This is a genomic window from Catellatospora bangladeshensis (assembly GCF_016862575.1).
Classification (GTDB): Bacteria; Actinomycetota; Actinomycetes; order Mycobacteriales; family Micromonosporaceae; genus Catellatospora; species Catellatospora bangladeshensis.
This window is the reverse complement of the sequence record NZ_BONF01000016.1, coordinates 148,383-162,935: the sequence shown is the minus strand read 5'-3', so window position 1 is coordinate 162,935 and position 14,553 is coordinate 148,383. Positions and strand designations below refer to the sequence as shown.

Annotated in this window: 15 protein-coding genes; 6 read left to right on the top strand and 9 right to left on the bottom strand. The window is 73.1% G+C overall.

Annotation, left to right across the window (positions count from 1 at the left end; genetic code table 11):
• Nucleotides 1-50: 50 nt before the first annotated feature.
• A complete protein-coding gene (locus Cba03nite_RS15705) occupies nucleotides 51-1,712 on the top strand; it encodes a DHA2 family efflux MFS transporter permease subunit (protein WP_203746414.1) in 1,662 nt (553 codons plus the stop codon).
• Between the two features lie 266 nt (nucleotides 1,713-1,978).
• Here Cba03nite_RS15705 and Cba03nite_RS15700 read toward each other — a convergent pair whose 3' ends face one another.
• The 4 genes from Cba03nite_RS15700 to Cba03nite_RS15685 form a co-directional block, all read right to left on the bottom strand.
• The gene (locus Cba03nite_RS15700) at nucleotides 1,979-2,203 is read right to left on the bottom strand and encodes a hypothetical protein (protein ID WP_203746412.1); all 225 of its coding nucleotides are present in this window, start codon (nucleotides 2,201-2,203) and stop codon (nucleotides 1,979-1,981) included.
• 46 nt (nucleotides 2,204-2,249) lie between these two features.
• Nucleotides 2,250-2,915, bottom strand: coding sequence for an NADPH-dependent F420 reductase (locus Cba03nite_RS15695; protein ID WP_203746411.1), 666 nt, complete (start codon nucleotides 2,913-2,915; stop codon nucleotides 2,250-2,252).
• Nucleotides 2,916-3,292: 377 nt separating this feature from the next.
• Nucleotides 3,293-3,733, bottom strand: coding sequence for a hypothetical protein (locus tag Cba03nite_RS15690; RefSeq protein WP_203746410.1), 441 nt, complete (start codon nucleotides 3,731-3,733; stop codon nucleotides 3,293-3,295).
• Nucleotides 3,733-4,500, bottom strand: coding sequence for a helix-turn-helix transcriptional regulator (locus Cba03nite_RS15685; protein ID WP_203746409.1), 768 nt, complete (start codon nucleotides 4,498-4,500; stop codon nucleotides 3,733-3,735). Before Cba03nite_RS15685 ends, Cba03nite_RS15690 begins: the two co-directional genes overlap by 1 nt.
• Nucleotides 4,501-4,544: 44 nt before the next feature.
• Here Cba03nite_RS15685 and Cba03nite_RS15680 point away from each other — a divergent pair, with 44 nt between their 5' ends.
• A complete protein-coding gene (locus tag Cba03nite_RS15680; protein WP_203746408.1) occupies nucleotides 4,545-4,961 on the top strand; it encodes a group III truncated hemoglobin in 417 nt (138 codons plus the stop codon).
• Between the two features lie 67 nt (nucleotides 4,962-5,028).
• Here the strand turns inward: Cba03nite_RS15680 and Cba03nite_RS15675 are convergent, their stop codons facing one another.
• A complete protein-coding gene (locus Cba03nite_RS15675) occupies nucleotides 5,029-7,260 on the bottom strand; it encodes a M4 family metallopeptidase (protein WP_203746407.1) in 2,232 nt (743 codons plus the stop codon).
• Between the two features lie 229 nt (nucleotides 7,261-7,489).
• Between Cba03nite_RS15675 and Cba03nite_RS15670 the strand changes: the two genes are divergently transcribed.
• The gene (locus Cba03nite_RS15670; RefSeq protein WP_203746406.1) at nucleotides 7,490-8,410 is read left to right on the top strand and encodes a GNAT family N-acetyltransferase; all 921 of its coding nucleotides are present in this window, start codon (nucleotides 7,490-7,492) and stop codon (nucleotides 8,408-8,410) included.
• A gap of 119 nt (nucleotides 8,411-8,529) precedes the next feature.
• Nucleotides 8,530-9,582: a hypothetical protein gene (locus tag Cba03nite_RS15665; RefSeq protein WP_203746404.1), complete on the top strand. Its 1,053-nt coding sequence runs from the start codon at nucleotides 8,530-8,532 to the stop codon at nucleotides 9,580-9,582.
• 84 nt (nucleotides 9,583-9,666) lie between these two features.
• Here Cba03nite_RS15665 and Cba03nite_RS15660 read toward each other — a convergent pair whose 3' ends face one another.
• From Cba03nite_RS15660 to Cba03nite_RS15645, 4 genes are all read right to left on the bottom strand, one after another.
• Complete coding sequence (locus tag Cba03nite_RS15660; protein ID WP_203746403.1) at nucleotides 9,667-10,170, bottom strand: DUF1990 domain-containing protein; 504 nt, start codon at nucleotides 10,168-10,170, stop codon at nucleotides 9,667-9,669.
• A 74-nt stretch (nucleotides 10,171-10,244) separates the two neighbouring features.
• A complete protein-coding gene (locus Cba03nite_RS15655; protein WP_239125769.1) occupies nucleotides 10,245-10,814 on the bottom strand; it encodes a Rieske (2Fe-2S) protein in 570 nt (189 codons plus the stop codon).
• Nucleotides 10,814-11,368 (bottom strand): DUF6529 family protein, encoded by a 555-nt coding sequence (locus Cba03nite_RS15650; RefSeq protein WP_203746402.1) that lies wholly within the window; start codon nucleotides 11,366-11,368, stop codon nucleotides 10,814-10,816. Before Cba03nite_RS15650 ends, Cba03nite_RS15655 begins: the two co-directional genes overlap by 1 nt.
• Before the next feature lie 11 nt (nucleotides 11,369-11,379).
• Nucleotides 11,380-12,072, bottom strand: a complete 693-nt coding sequence (locus Cba03nite_RS15645) for a hypothetical protein (RefSeq protein WP_203746401.1) — start codon at nucleotides 12,070-12,072, stop codon at nucleotides 11,380-11,382.
• 135 nt (nucleotides 12,073-12,207) lie between these two features.
• On the opposite strand from Cba03nite_RS15645, the gene Cba03nite_RS15640 reads away from it, so the two are divergent.
• Together Cba03nite_RS15640 and Cba03nite_RS15635 are read left to right on the top strand one after the other, a co-directional pair.
• Complete coding sequence (locus tag Cba03nite_RS15640) at nucleotides 12,208-13,881, top strand: adenylate/guanylate cyclase domain-containing protein (protein WP_203746400.1); 1,674 nt, start codon at nucleotides 12,208-12,210, stop codon at nucleotides 13,879-13,881.
• Nucleotides 13,878-14,549 carry a Crp/Fnr family transcriptional regulator gene (locus tag Cba03nite_RS15635; RefSeq protein ID WP_203746399.1) on the top strand — a complete coding sequence of 224 codons (672 nt, stop codon included), beginning with the start codon at nucleotides 13,878-13,880 and terminating at the stop codon, nucleotides 14,547-14,549. The genes Cba03nite_RS15640 and Cba03nite_RS15635 overlap by 4 nt, the downstream gene beginning before the upstream one ends.
• Nucleotides 14,550-14,553: the final 4 nt, after the last annotated feature.

The following is a 14,553-nucleotide window of genomic DNA, read 5'->3' as shown; positions in this document are numbered from 1 at the left end:
GGGACTATGCTCCAGTTCGTTCGCGTCCCCGACGAGCTAGGAGACCCGCCGTGACCATCCCGCAGGACAGCGGCGTTTCGCAGGCGGGCCGCCGGGCCAACCCGTGGCTCGTCCTCTTCGTACTCTGCCTCGGCTTCTTCATGATCCTGCTCGACACGACGATCGTGAACATCGCCATCCCGGACCTCATCGACGACCTCGGCGCGTCGCTCGACGACATCCTGTGGATCCTCAACGCCTACATCCTGGTGTACGCGGTGCTGCTCATCACCGCCGGACGGCTCGGCGACATCCACGGCCCCAAGCGGCTGTTCATGCTCGGCCTGGTGCTGTTCACGGTGGCGTCCATCGCCTGCGGCCTCGCCCAGAGCCCGGAGCAGCTCGTCGCGTTCCGCATCGCGCAGGGCGTGGGCGGGGCACTGCTCACCCCGCAGACGCTCGCCGTGATCACCACGATCTTCCCGGCCGAGCGGCGCGGCGCGGCGTTCGGCGTTTGGGGCGCCGTCGCCGGCCTGGCCACCGTCACCGGCCCGGCACTGGGCGGCTGGCTGGTGTCCGAGTGGGGCTGGCGGTGGATCTTCTACGTCAACGTGCCGGTGGGCGTGCTCGCGCTGGCCCTGGCCGCGGTGTTCATGCCCGACCTGCGCTTCCACCGCCGCCACCGGCTCGACCTGTCCGGCACCGGCCTGGTCACCCTCGGCCTGTTCCTGCTCTGCTTCGGCCTGATCGAGGGCCAGTCGCACGACTGGGGCGCGGTGTGGGGCCCGGTCACCATCCCGATGGTCATCGGCGCCGGCGTGCTCGTGCTCGCCGTGTTCGTCTGGCAGCTGCACGCCCGCCGCGACGACGAGCCGCTGATCCCGCTGCGCCTGTTCGCCGACCGCAACTTCTCCGTCATGAACGGCGTCGTCGCCGCCGTCTCGTTCGGCATGCTCGGCCTGTTCCTGCCGCTCACCATCTACCTGCAGTCCGTGCTCGGCCTCAGCGCGCTGCAGGCCGGACTCACCACCGCGCCGATGTCGGCGATGTCGATGGTGTTCGCCCCGTTCGCGGGGCGGCTGGCCGACGGCCGCCACGGGCGGTGGGCGCTGCTCGGCGGCATGACCCTGTGGACCGTGGGCCTGACCGCCGTCATCCTCACCGCGCAGCCCGGCTCCGACCGCGGCGACCTGATGCCCGGCCTGCTCGTCGCAGGTCTCGGCCTCGGCTTCGTGTTCGCCCCGCTGCAGACCATCGCCATGCGCGGCGTCGAGCCGCGCCAGGCCGGGGCCGCGTCCGGGGTCATCAACACCACCCGGCAGCTCGGCGCGGTCATCGGCGCCGCCGCGGTCGGCGCGCTGCTCCAGGCGCAGCTGGCCACCTCGCTGGCCGAGCAGGCCCGGACCAACGCCGCCGGGCTTCCCGAGGGGGTACGGGAGCGGTTCACCGAGGCGTTCGCCCACATGGGATCCGGCGGTATGGAGGTCGGCGCCGGTCAGAGCGGCGCCCACCTTCCCCCCGGCACTCCCGGCCCGATCACCGAGCTGGCGCACACCACCTTCCAGCAGGGCTTCACCACGGCCATGAAGGTGACCACGGCGCTGCCCCTGGCCGTGCTCGCCCTCGCCGCGCTGTCGGTCCTCCTGGTCCGCTCCCGCCCCGCCCCCGTCACCATCCCCGACCAGCCCACCCCCGCCCCCACCACGACCGACCCGGTGACCGCCGACCACTGACCCGCCCTCCACCGGCCGCGCCAGCGCCCAAGATCGCTGTCTCGTGTCGAAACCTGTGCTCAGACCAGAGGTTTCGACACGAGACGCCGATCTTCACCCGCACCGCCGCGCCGGAACCCGCCACCAACCGGCGAAGATCGCTGTCTCGGGTCGAGAAGTGCGGTCAGACCGCAGGTTTGGACACGGGACAGTGATCTTCGGCGCGGCCGCCCGCGGGTGAGCTGGGCGCGGAGACTCGGCGGCGCGAGCGAGATCCGGCGGCGGGATCAGCGGGAGGAGTTGCGGGGGTGGTTGCGGGCGGTGCGCTCGTTGCCGCGGCGGTAGTTGCCCGTCCAGCGGGCCATGACCTCCTGCGGGTCGCCCGCCTCGGCCTCGGCCAGGAAGCGGGCCGCGCGCTCGCCGCGCAGCAGCGTCACCACGGCACGGCGGTGCGACACGGCGACGGTCCCGTCGCCGCGCACGGCGTACTCGAATCCGTGGGGTGCCGGCATGCGGCCGATCCTTTCACGGCGACCGGACCGGCCGCGACCGGCTTTCTCAGCCCTCGTCGAGCGCCGCCCGCACCGTCGCCGCGTCGGCGGGCGTACCGTGCTCGTCGCTGAACGGCCCGTACGGCGTCCCGTACGCTGGCGTCCCCGGCTGGTGGCGGCGCCCACCCGCGCCCAGCGGCCCGGCGTCCACACCGTCGTACCCGATCGCGTCGAGGAACGCGAGCACGGCCGCCTTCGCCTCGGGGTCGTCGGAGGACACCACCAGCGCGCTGCGGTCGGCGGCGTCCGCCGGGCGGGCCAGCGAGCCCAGGTGCTTGAAGTAGATGTTGTTGAACACCTTCACCACCCGCGCCCCGGCGAGGTGGCGCTGGAGCAGCTCGCTGCTGGTGGTGCTGCCGTCGTCGAGCACGTCGATGTTCCCGTCGCGCTCCGGGTAGTAGTTGTTGGTGTCCATCACGACCTTGCCGGCCAGCGGCGCGGCCGGGATGTCGGCGTACGCCCGCAGCGGCACGCTGACCAGCACCAGGTCACCGGCGGTGGCCGCCTCCTCGACGGTGCCGGCGCGGGCGCGCGGGCCCAGCTCGGCGACGAGGCCGGTGAGCGTCTGCGGCCCCCGCGAGTTGCTCAGTACCACGTCGTAGCCGGCCGCGACGGCCAGCCGGGCGATGGTCCCGCCGATGTTGCCGCTGCCGATGAATCCGATTGTCGTCATGCCGTCCCCCGTCACCTGGGACCGGCGGCCGCCCGGGGCCGGAACGCGTACCCGTCCCGGCCCCGGCGGCCCCGGCCGCGCTGTCCGCCCGGCAGCCGCCTGCCCGCGCGCTCCCGGATCCACGGTGCCCGTCAGCAGGCACCGCCTTGGACAACGCGGCCGAGCCACCGGCGGTCACTACCTCGGCGGCACGCCGCAGCCGCCGTCCCAGGCGACGCGCCGCATCTCCGGCGTGACCGCCGCGCAGGCGTGCCGCGGCGCGCCGTGATCGGCGGCGCGCGCGACGACACGGTCCCGGGCCCCGGCCTGGAACGGGACCGGCCCATCACCGGCCGTCGATGATCGGGGCTCCGAGGAGTTTCGAAAACCGTGCCGGTTCAGCCGCGCGCGATGCGCAGCAGCAGGCTGACGCCCAGCACGGGCAGCACGATGAGCTTCGCACCCTCCAGCACGATGTAGAGCAGGTGCAGCGACGACCCCGGCGGCACCCCGCCGTCGATGATCACCTGGGCGCGCTCGTCGAGCAGCGGGCGCAGCACCAGCGCCTGCACCGCGAGCAGCGCCCACAGCCCGCCGGTGAGCCACCAGCGCAACCGTCCCACGGCGGCCCCGGCCAGCGCCAGCGTCAGCAGCACCAGCAGCACGAACTCGGCGGCGTTGAGCACGCCGAAGACCAGCCGCCCGATGCCCAGCCCGAGCGCCGTGGTGATGCCCGGCGCCTGGAACTTCAGCGGCGCCTCCAGCAGCGAGATCGCGGCGACCATGCCGAACCACACGAACGGCACCGCCACCTGCCCGACCAGCCGCACCCTGCCCATCACGCCCCCTCGCGCTCCACCTCGACCTGCCTGATCTCCGCGACACAGACCCCCGGCCGGGCGAACGGCACCAGCTCGGCCACGAACCTCCGCGCCGCGCTGGGCGCGCCCACCAGACCACCGCTCCGGCCGTCCGCGACCGTCCCGCCGCCACCAGGGCCGTCCCCTTCCGGGGCAGCTCCGGCCGGGCCGCCTTCGACCAGGCCGCGCAGCAGGCCGAGGTGTACTCCGCAGACCACGCCCGGATGCCGCCGCGCCACGTCGAGGAACGGGCAGGCGCGCAGCTCGATCCGGGCCGCGTCTGGCTCCGGGCCGCGCACCGGGTCGAAGCCCAGCTCGGCGAACAGCGCCGTGGCCCGCGCCGCAGCCTCGTCGAGCGTGCCGGGCGCGTCCGGCGCGACTCCGGCGGGCCGCGCGGCGTGTTGCCAGCGTTCGCCCGCGGCACGGGCCAGCTCGGCCCCGGCCGCGTCGTCCAGGGTGCTCGCCAGCAGCTCGGCGAGCAGGGCGTAGCCGCCGTCACGGGTGGCGGGGGCCGCGCAGGCGTACACGGCCTGCGGGCGGCCCCGGCCGCCGCTCGCCTGCCGGGACTCGACGACGTATCCCGCCTCGATGAGGACTTTGAGGTGGAATCGCACGGTATTGGGGTGCAGCCCGGTGGCCTGCGCGAGCGCGACCGCGTCCTGCGGCGCCCCGGCCGCGCGCAGCGTGTCGAGCACCCGCCGCCGGCTGGCCGGCGCGAGTGCGCCGAAGGTCATATCCCCGCCCACCGGCCGAATATATACGATGGCGGTAGTAAAAAATGGAGGGCACCGTGCGAACCGACATCGCCGACCGCGCCGACATCACCGCGCTGGTCACCGACTTCTACACCCGCGTGTACGCCGACGACCTGATCGGGCCGATCTTCACCGAGGTGGCCCGGCTGGACCTCGCCGCGCACCTGCCGATCATGTGCGACTTCTGGGAGTCCGTGCTGCTCAACCCCGGCACCTACCGGCGCAACGCGCTGGCCCCGCACGTCGCCCTCAGCCGCCGCGCCGCCCTGGAGCGCCGCCACTTCGACCGCTGGCTGCGCCTCTGGCACGAGACGCTCGACGACCGCCACGAGGGTCCCCGCGCCGACCAGGCCAAGCGCCAGGCGATCCGCATCGCCGCCTCCCTGCGCCGCCGCCTCGCCGGGGGCACCGGCACCGAGTTCGTCACCATCGCCACCAGCCCGGCCGCCTGACCCACGGCAAGGGGGCGAGGGCGCCACCCGGGTTGCGGATGGCGCCCTCGTTCTGGGGAGGATCAGGTCAGAGAGTCAGCGACCAGGTGTCGATCCGTCCCGTGTCGGCCGTGGCGGCGTCGCGGACCCGCAGGGTCCAGGTGCCGTTGGCGGCCTCCGTGGAGAGGTTCCGGCTGAACGTCTGGATGATGTTGTCGGTGCTGCTGCCGGTGCGGTTGTGCAGGTTGTAGACGCTGCCGTCCGGCGCGACCAGGTCGACGACGAGGTCACCCTTGTACGTGTGGTAGATCGTCACCGCGACGGAGCTGGTGGCCGACGCGTTGCGGTTGCAGCCCGAGATGGTGATGGTGCTGGTCACCGTGGTGTTGTCCGGGATGGCGACGTCGGTCGGGTTGGTGCCCGTGCAGCCCGGCGCCCCGTTGACCGTGAGCGAGTACGTCGCGGTCCGGGTCGAGCTCGCTCCGGTGCCGGTGACGGTCACCGCGTACGTGCCCGCCGGGGTGGACGCGCTGGTGGCGATGGTCAGCGTCGAGGTGCCGCCCGCCGAGGTGATCGACGTGGGGCTGAACGACGCGGTGGCGCCCGACGGCAGGCCGGAGGCGGACAGGCTGACCGTCTGCGCGCTGCCGTTGGTGAGGGTGGCGGTGATGGTGCTGGTCACCGAGCTGCCCGGGTTGACCGAACCCGACGCGGGCGAGGCCGCGAGGGAGAAGTCGTTGCCGGTCGGGCAGGCGGTGTCGCTGCCGGCCACGTTGACCGCGGTCCAGGCGGCCTGGACGGTCTTGTACTCCAGGGAGCACTGGCCGTACAGGTCGGTCGCCGCGCGCAGGGTGTACGCGCGGGCGGTGTTGGCCGGGTTGCTGGTCAGCACGTAGCGGGTGCTGGAGGTGAAGTACACGTCCAGCGCGCGGTACCAGATCTTCTCGGCCTTGGCGCGGCCGATGCCGGTGACGGCCGGAGCCGAACCGCAGACCGGGCTGGTGCCGTACGCGGTCGCGCCGGTGCCCTCGGCCAGGTTGAAGAAGAAGTGGTTGCCCGGGCCCGACGAGTAGTGCACGTCCACGCTGTTGGTGCTGGTCGACCAGCAGCCGTGCGACGAGCCGTCGAGGGTCGGGTTGTACATGTAGCGCAGCGGCGTGCCGTTGCCGTTGATGTTGATCTTCTCGCCGACCTGGTAGTCGCCCGGGTCGCTCGGCGCGGCGGCGTAGAACTCCACCATGTTGCCGAAGATGTCCGAGGTGGCCTCGTTGAGACCGCCGGACTCACCCGAGTAGACCAGGCCCGCCAGCGCCTCGGTCACACCGTGGCTCATCTCGTGGCCGGCCACGTCCAGCGACACCAGCGGGCGGCTGTTCGACGAGCCGTCGCCGTAGGTCATCTGCGCGCCGTCCCAGAACGCGTTCACGTAGTTGTTGCCGTAGTGAACCCGCGACGGGACGCCCGTGCCGTTGCCGAAGATGCCGTTGCGGCCGTGCACGTTCTTGAAGTAGTCGAACGTCTTCGCCGCGCCGAAGTGCGCGTCGACGCCGGCCGACTGGCGGTTGGAGTTCGCGCCGGTGCCCCAGGCGTTGTCCGCGTCGGTGAACGTGGTGCAGGTCGACGTGCCGTTGTTCATGTCGCACGTACGGCCGTTGCCGCGCACCGGGTCGATCATCTGGTACGTCGAGCCCGACAGCGTCGTGTCGATGCTGACCGCACCCGAGTAGATGCCGGTGCCGGTGCCGGTCACCGTCTCGATCTCGTCGAACGAGCCGATGTACGCGCCGGTCACCGCGTCGCTGATGACGTGCAGGCGGGACGGGGTCTGGCCGTCGGGCAGCCAGCCGTGCACGACGGTCTCCCACGCCAGGCGGCCGCTGCCGTTGCTGGCGTCGACGAACAGCTCCGACGAGCCGACCGAGGTCACCGTGCCGGAGAAGCCGGCCCGGGCGGCCTCCTGCGCCTTCGCCGCGGTCACCTTCGGGGTGGTGGCGAGCGACAGCGGGGCGTTCAGGCCGTTGGAGGCACCGGCGTAGGCGCCGCCGGCCTTGGTGTGCACGACGAAGTCGCCGCCGTAGACGCGCAGCCCGTTGTAGGTGCGGTCGTACTTGGTGTGGGTCGCGCCGTTGGCGTCGCGCACGACGCGCTGCACGGAGTAGCCGTCAGCGGCCGAGGCGCGGATGTCGGCGGCGTTCGCCCCGACGGACTGCGCCCGGGAAGCGGCGGCCCCGTCCGGGGCTGCGCTGCTGCCGGACGCCGCTACTGCCACGAACGCGACCGTGGTGACGGCCGCGCCGGCAATGGCGATGATCTTTCTCACGAGAGTCCTCCCCGACTCCAAAATGGTCCTGCGGCGGTAGCCACAAGCACTCTCTGAATATCCGAACGCTCGTTAGATAGAAAGTCTTATGTATTTCGTTGGATACATGTAGGATCATCGTTTCCATCGAATGATGCCGATCAGGTAGATCGATGCACGCGCGGTAGCCATCCCCTCACCCAGCGAAAAGCCGCAGCACCCCGCTGTCCCGCAGCGGTAGATTCGGCGCGTGTTCGAGGTGCGCGAGGCGACGGAGCCCGAGACTCAGGCGTGGCGGGACGGGTGGGCGGCCCGGCTGCGCGAGCGGTACGCGGCCCGCTACCGCGACCCGGGCGCCGTGGCACAGGAGGTCGAACGCAATCTGACCGCCCTGGCCGGTGCAGGCGGCGCGGTGTACACGGTCGAGATCGGCGGCGCGCTCGCGGGGCACCTGGCGCTCGGCGGCACCGTCGCACGGCGGCCGGGTGACCGGCGGCTGCACGACCTGTGGCTCGCTCCGCAGCAGCGCGGCCGCGGCCTGGCCCGGCCACTGGCGGCCTGGGCGCGGCGGCGCGCCACGGAGGCCGGCGGCCGGAGCATGTCCGTCGCGCTCGCTCCCGGCGAGGTGGCCGGCGAGGCGCTCTTCGGGGCGTACCCCCTGCGTGCGCAGCAGATGGTGAAGGACGTGACCGTCGGCGTGACGCCACCGGCCGGGATCGTCGGCCGCCCGATGACCGAGGCGGAGTTCGCGGCGTGGCGGGACGGCCAGATCGCCGAGCACGCCGCGGAGCTGGCCGATTCGGGCAGCGTCTCCGCCGCCGACGCGCACGAGCGGGCGGTCGCCTCGATCGCCGAGCTGCTGCCCGGCGGCGTGCCCGCCGACAGCGACAGCTTCCGGTGCGTGGTGCACGACGGGCAGGTGGTCGGCACCATCTGGCTGCGGCACGGCTTCCTGCCCGGGACCGGCTACGTGTTCGGCGTGGACGTGCGGCCCGCGTACCGTGGCCGGGGTTTCGGGCGGGCGGCGATGCTCGTCGGCGAGCGGCTGACCGCCGACGCGGGCGAGGCGCAGCTCGCGCTGAACGTGTACGGGCACAACACGGTCGCGCAACGCCTCTACGACTCGCTCGGCTACCAGGTGGTGGAGCGCTACCACGCGGCCGAGCTCTAACCGGGGCGCGAGGGGCGCCGATCGTTGCTCGCACAGGTTTCCGACACATCCATTGAGATCGTTAAATCGGCATGTTTCCATGTCCGGGCAGTTACCGTCCCGTCACGGAAAGGATCGACATGCCCAGACCGACTCGCGCGATCTCCGCTCTCACTGGGATCGTCGCCCTGCTCGGCATGCTCCTCGGCATCGCGTCGCCCGCCCAGGCGGCCGTGCCCGACCGGTTCGGCTTCGCGCTCTGGAACGGCGCGGCAGTGGTGCCCGCCGGCACCTTCCCGGCGGCGTCCACGGTCATCCCGGTGGGCGTCGGCATCTACCAGGTGAAGTTCGCCGGCCAGGCGTTCCCGGGCGGCGTCGTGCACGTCACCGCGATCAGCAACGGGCCGCGCTGGTGCCAGGCCGACAACTGGGGCCCGTCCGGCGCCGACGAGATCGCGATCATCCGCTGCTTCCGGGCCGGCGGGGTGCCCGACAACAGCGGGTTCAGCGCGTTCTTCACCACCGCCTCGGGCGCCGGCGCGGGCGGCCCGTACGGCTACGTGCACACCCAGCCCACCGGCGCCATCATCAGCCAGTACAACGCCGTGGGCGCGCCGAACTCGGTCACCCCGCTCGGCGTCGGGCAGTGGAGCGTCAAGTTCCCGGGCATCGGCAGCGGCGGCCCCGTCGACGGCAGCGTGCAGGTCACCGCGGCCGCGTCGGTGCCGACCCGGTGCAAGGCCCGCAACTGGGTCTCGACCGGGGCGCAGCAGGAGGTGATCGTCTTCTGCTTCAACTCGGCCGGGGCGCTGGTCAACAGCCGCTTCACCGTGACGTACCAGCAGAAGACCTCGCTGTACGGCCCGGCCATCCCGCCGAAGTACTTCGGCTACCTCTGGCACGTGCCCGGTGCCGGACCCGCCACCACCAACTTCAACTCGGTGCTCGGCTTCGGCGCCAACACGCTCATCGCCGCCGGACCCGGCCTGTCCCTGGTGACCTTCCCGCAGATCGGCTTCCTGCCGCTCAACGTCCAGGTCACCGCGGTCGGCTCGAACTCCAACTTCTGCGGCATGAACTTCCCGTGGACCGTCTCCGCCCCGCACCTCTACGTCCGCGACGTCAACTGCTTCACCAACGCGGGCGCCGCCGTCTCCACCGGCTTCACCGTCACCGCGAACTCGCGCCTCTAGCCCCTCCGGACGCGCTTCGGTTTCGGGGAAACTGCAGGAATTCCAGGCCGTCAGGCCACAGTTTCCCCGAAACTGCACCTCCGACTACCGTCGGGCGACGAGCTTTCGGAGGGTATGGGCGAGCAGGCGCGCGTATGCCTGCTGGAAGGCGGGGACGAGCGGCCCGGCGGCGGTGGTGAACCAGCGGTCCGGGCGGCTGAACGCGCGCATCGAGAACCACACCGCGCCCCCGGCCACCTCGACGACGAACGACTCCTCGCCCCGGACGGGGTGACCGGGCAGCGTGCCATACCCGAACCCGGCCCTCGTGGGCGTGTCCTCGGCCCACACCACCCGGCACGGCGCGGGGATGCGCAGCGGCCCGGCCCCCAGCCGCGAGGTCACCACCAGCCCCTCCACCGCCCGCGGCCCCGCTGCCTCGATCAGCACTCCTGCCGCCCGCTGCGGCGCGAACGTCAGCACCGCCTCGGCGGCGGCCCGGAAAACCGCCGCGTCCCCGATCCGGCTTCGGTAGCGCAGGTGGCGGTAGCCCGGCGGCAGGCTGTCCTGCCTGGTCGCCCCGACCTCGGCGTAGCTGTACGGACCCACGCTGTCCTCCGCTGTGGTTTGGAAGGGCACCTTCTTATACACAGAACGTTAAGAAGGTGCCCTTCCTTTCCTCGTCAGGCGCGGACGATGTTGGGGCCGTCGGGTTTGACGCGGGTTTCGCGGAGGGGGCGGGTGGCCGGGCCGCCGGCGACCGAGCCGTCGGTGGCGCGGAAGCGGCTGCCGTGACAGCCGCACTCGATGATGCCGTCGCGGACCTCGGTGACGACGCAGCCCTGGTGGGTGCAGATCGCCGAGAACGCCTTGTAGACGCCCTGCTGGGGCTGGGTGACGACGAGGCGCTCGCCCTCCAGGATCACGCCGCCGCCGACCGGGACGCGGGACGCCTCGACCAGGGCCTTGGCCGCCGGGGCGGCCGGTTTCGTGGCGCCGGGGCCGGTCGGCTCCGCGCCGGGCGTGGCACCGGAGGTGGCGCCGGGGGTGGCCGCGCCCTCGGTGGCCGGGTCGTCGGTGGGCAGGTCGGCGGCCGCGGCCTCCGGATCGGCGTTCTGGCCGTAGGTCTGGCAGCCAGCCAGCAGCGCGGCGGCCCCGGCGACGCCCGCCAGCACCGCCCGCCGCGACGCGCAGCCCGCACCGCAGGTGCCCGCCGGGCCGGCGTGGTCGGTCCGTCCCATCAGGTCAGCCATCAGAATCGCACTCCGAACGTGGTGAAGAACCACAGCGACGAGGTGAGCCACAGGCCGATCAGCGCGGTGAACACCGCGCCGCCGAGCAGTGGCAGGGTCCAGCCGGGCAGCCCGCGCTTGGGCAGGCTCAGCATCTTCACGGTGAACGCGCCGAAGAAGAAGCAGCCCAGCAGCGAGTGCGCCAGGGTGCGCAGGTTGTAATCGGCGAAGCCCAGCGCGTACAGGCAGTGCACGGCGACGGGCACGGCGAGCAGGAACGCGCCCCGGCCCGACCAGCGGTGCAGCGGCCCGAGCCAGCTCGGCATGCCCGGCCCCAACTTGCCCCACATCGCCAGCGCGGTGACCAGCTGCACGAGCGCGAGCAGCGCCGCCCCGCTGGCCAGCCAGACCTTCACCTCCATCGGGCCGGAGAACCCGGCGACGTTCACCGAGACGCCGGTGGGGGTGTGCACGTTGCCGTACACGCCGAGCGTCACGGCGACCACGGCGCCGAGCAGCAGCGGCACGTACAGGCCGGCCGCGGAGGTGATCCGGCGGGTGCCTTCGGTGTCCATGGCGTCCTCTCTCAGTTTCCGGTGAGCGCGCCGGTCACCGGCGTCGCGGTGAGGGCTGCGCCGTCGACGGTCACCGCGCCGGTGGCCGGGTCGATCGCGGGCGCGGGGCCCGGCTGCCCGTCCACGGACACGACGCCGACCTGGCTGCCGTTCGGCAGCACGATCCAGCCGCCGACGACCTTCGCGCCGCGTACGGTCGCGGTGGCGCGGTAGAGGCCGGACGGCTTCTTCACGGCGGGCGCGGTGAACTTCCAGGTGCGCCCGGCCGCCGCGAGGGTGCCCGCGGCCTTGCCGCCGCCGAACGTGCCGGTCAGCGTGGCGCCCTTGGCGCCGGTCAGCTCCAGCTTCCCGGCCGCGGCGGTGCCCTGCAGCCACACCTCGGCCTTCTTGCCGTCGCAGAGGTACGCCACGGCCACGCCGTCGGTCACGGCGATCGCGATCGTCGCGCCGCCGCCGTCGACCGGCCCGGCCCAGAGGGCGTTGACCTTCGCGGCCGGCTCGCTGGGCGGCGGGTCGGCGGGCGGGCTGGTCGCCGGTGCCTCGGTCGCGGGTGCGGCGGCGGTCGCGGTCGGTGCCGCCGCGCCGAACCCGGCGGGGTCGGGATCGGCGCCGCCGGGCGCGTTGACGGTCAGGTTCACGGTGATCAGCACGGCCGCCAGCGCGAGCCCGGCCAGCAGCGTGATCAGGGGCCCGTTGCGCTTCATGAGTCAGCTCCTTCGGTGGTCACCGGTGGTGACGTACTCGATGGAACTCCGATTCGGCCGGGCGGTCTGCGCATAAGTCCACACAGCGCATTCGCGACAGTGCCAGGTGATGTCGGTGCGGCGTAGGGTGTCGGCGTGCCGCGCCCCTACCTCCCCGCCACCGTCCAGCCGGTCCGCGCCGCGGTCTGGCTGGTGCACCTCGCGCTGCCGCTGGCGGGCCTGTGGCTGCTGCTGGCGGTGCCGAGCACCGACGTCTCCTGGCACGACTCGCACAGCCACTTCTGGCTGGTGCTGGCCGTCGCGGCGGTGAACGTGGTGCTGGGCGTGCGGATGGGCGCGGTGGCCCGGACCCGCGCCGACGCGCGGCTGCTGCTGGTGTCGCTGGCGTTCCTGGCCAGCGCCGGTTTCCTGCTGCTGCACGCGCTGGCCACGCCCGGGGTGCTGGTGCACCACCCCTCGGTCGGCTTCGACCTGTCGCAGCCGGTGGGCCTGGCCGTGGCGGCCGTGTTCGCGCTGGTCTCGTCGCTGGACCTGGAGGGCGCGCGGGGCGATGCGGTGCTGCGCTCGCGGCGGCCGCTCCAGATCGGACTCTGGCTGCTGATCCTCGGCTGGGGCGCGGTGGAGCTGCTCGACCTGCCGCCGCTGAACGCCCGTCCCGGCCCGCGCGACGTGCAGGGTCCGATGGTCTGGGTGACCGTGGCGACGGTGGGCCTCTACCTGATCGCGGCGCTGCGCTACTTCGCGATGCACCGGCGCAAGCCGGCCGCCATGCTGATCAGCATCGTCACCGCGTTCACGCTGCTGGCCGAGGCGACCGTGGCGGTGCTGCTGGCCAAGAAGTGGGCGCTGTCCTGGTGGGAGTGGCACCTGCTGCTGGCCTTCGCCTTCGGCTTCGTCGCCTACAGCGCGTACGTGCAATACGGCCGCGAGGGCGGCAGCGCGGGCATCTTCGACGCGATCACGCTGGACCAGACGGCCCGCGCCATCCGCGCCGAGTACGGCGCGGCGCTGGAGGAACTCACCACGGCCCTGCAGGAGCGCGAGCGCACCGGCACCGCCACCGGCCCGGTCGCCGCCCGGCTGGCCGAGCGCTTCGGGCTCACCGAGGGCCAGACGGCGGTGCTGGACCGGGCCGCGGCAGCGCTGTCGGCCGAGCGGGAGCTGTCGCGGACGCTGGGCACCCTGTTCCGGCACTACCTCTCCCCCGACGTGGCCGCCGCGCTGCTGGCCGACCCCGACCAGGCCGCGCTCGGCGGCGAGGTGGTCGAGGTGACCGCGCTCTTCGCCGACCTGCGCGGCTTCACCACGTTCTCCGAGGGCGTGGAGCCGGCCGAGATCGTGCGGATGCTCAACCGCTACCACGGCGTCGCGGTGCCGTGCATCCTCGACAACGGCGGCACCGTCGTGCAGTTCGTCGGCGACGCGCTGCTGGCCCTGTTCAACGCCCCCGCCCGGCAGCCCGACCACGCGCTGCGCGCGGTGCGGGCCGCGCTGGCGATGCAGCGCGGCGTCGACGCGATCGCGGCCGGTCACCCGGAGTGGCCCCGGTTCCGGGTCGGCGCGAACACCGGCCCGGCGCTGGTCGGCAACATCGGCAGCGAGCAGCTGCGCGGCTTCAACGCGATGGGCGACGCGGTCAACGTCGCCGCCCGCCTGCAGACGCTGGCCGAGCCGGGCCAGGTCGTCATCGGCGAGGCCACCCGGCTGGCCGCCGGAGCCGCGATCGTGGCACAGCCCATGGGCGACCTGACCGTCAAGGGGCGGGTCACCACCGTGCGGGCGTACGCCGTGACCGGGCTCGCCGGATGAGCGGCGACTTCTGGGCCCTGCTCACACCGGCCGAGCAGGAGGCGTTCACCCGGCACAGCATGCAGCGCCGGTGGACGCGCGGCGAGGTGCTGTGCCGCGAGGGCGACAGCTCGGACTGGGTCGCCATGCTGCGCGCGGGCCGGGTCAAGGCGTCCTCGCACACCGCCTCCGGCGCCGAGGTCGTGCTCGCCGTACGCGGCCCCGGTGCGCTGCTCGGCGAGCTGTCCGCAGTGGACCGGGCACCGCGTTCGGCCACGCTGGCCGCGCTGGAGCCGGTCACCGCACTGGTCATGCTGCTGCCCGAGTTCGAGGCGTACCTGCAGGCCCACGGCCGGGTGGCGATCCTGCTGATGCGGCTGCTCAGCGAGCGGCTGCGCGACGCCGACCGCAAGCGCGTCGAGTTCGGCGCGCAGGACAGCACCGGCCGGGTCGCGGCGCGCCTGGTCGAGCTGGCCGAACGGTTCGGCCGCGCGGAGGGCGGCGCGATCGCCATCGCGCTGCCGCTGTCCCAGGACGAGCTGGCGGGCTGGGTGGGCGCCTCGCGGGAGGCGGTGAGCAAGGCGCTGGGTGTGCTGCGTACCAACGGCTGGGTCCGCACCAGCCGCATGCAGGTCACCGTCCTGGACCTGGCCGCCCTCCGCACCCGTGCCGGCCTGCCCCGCGCATAGACTG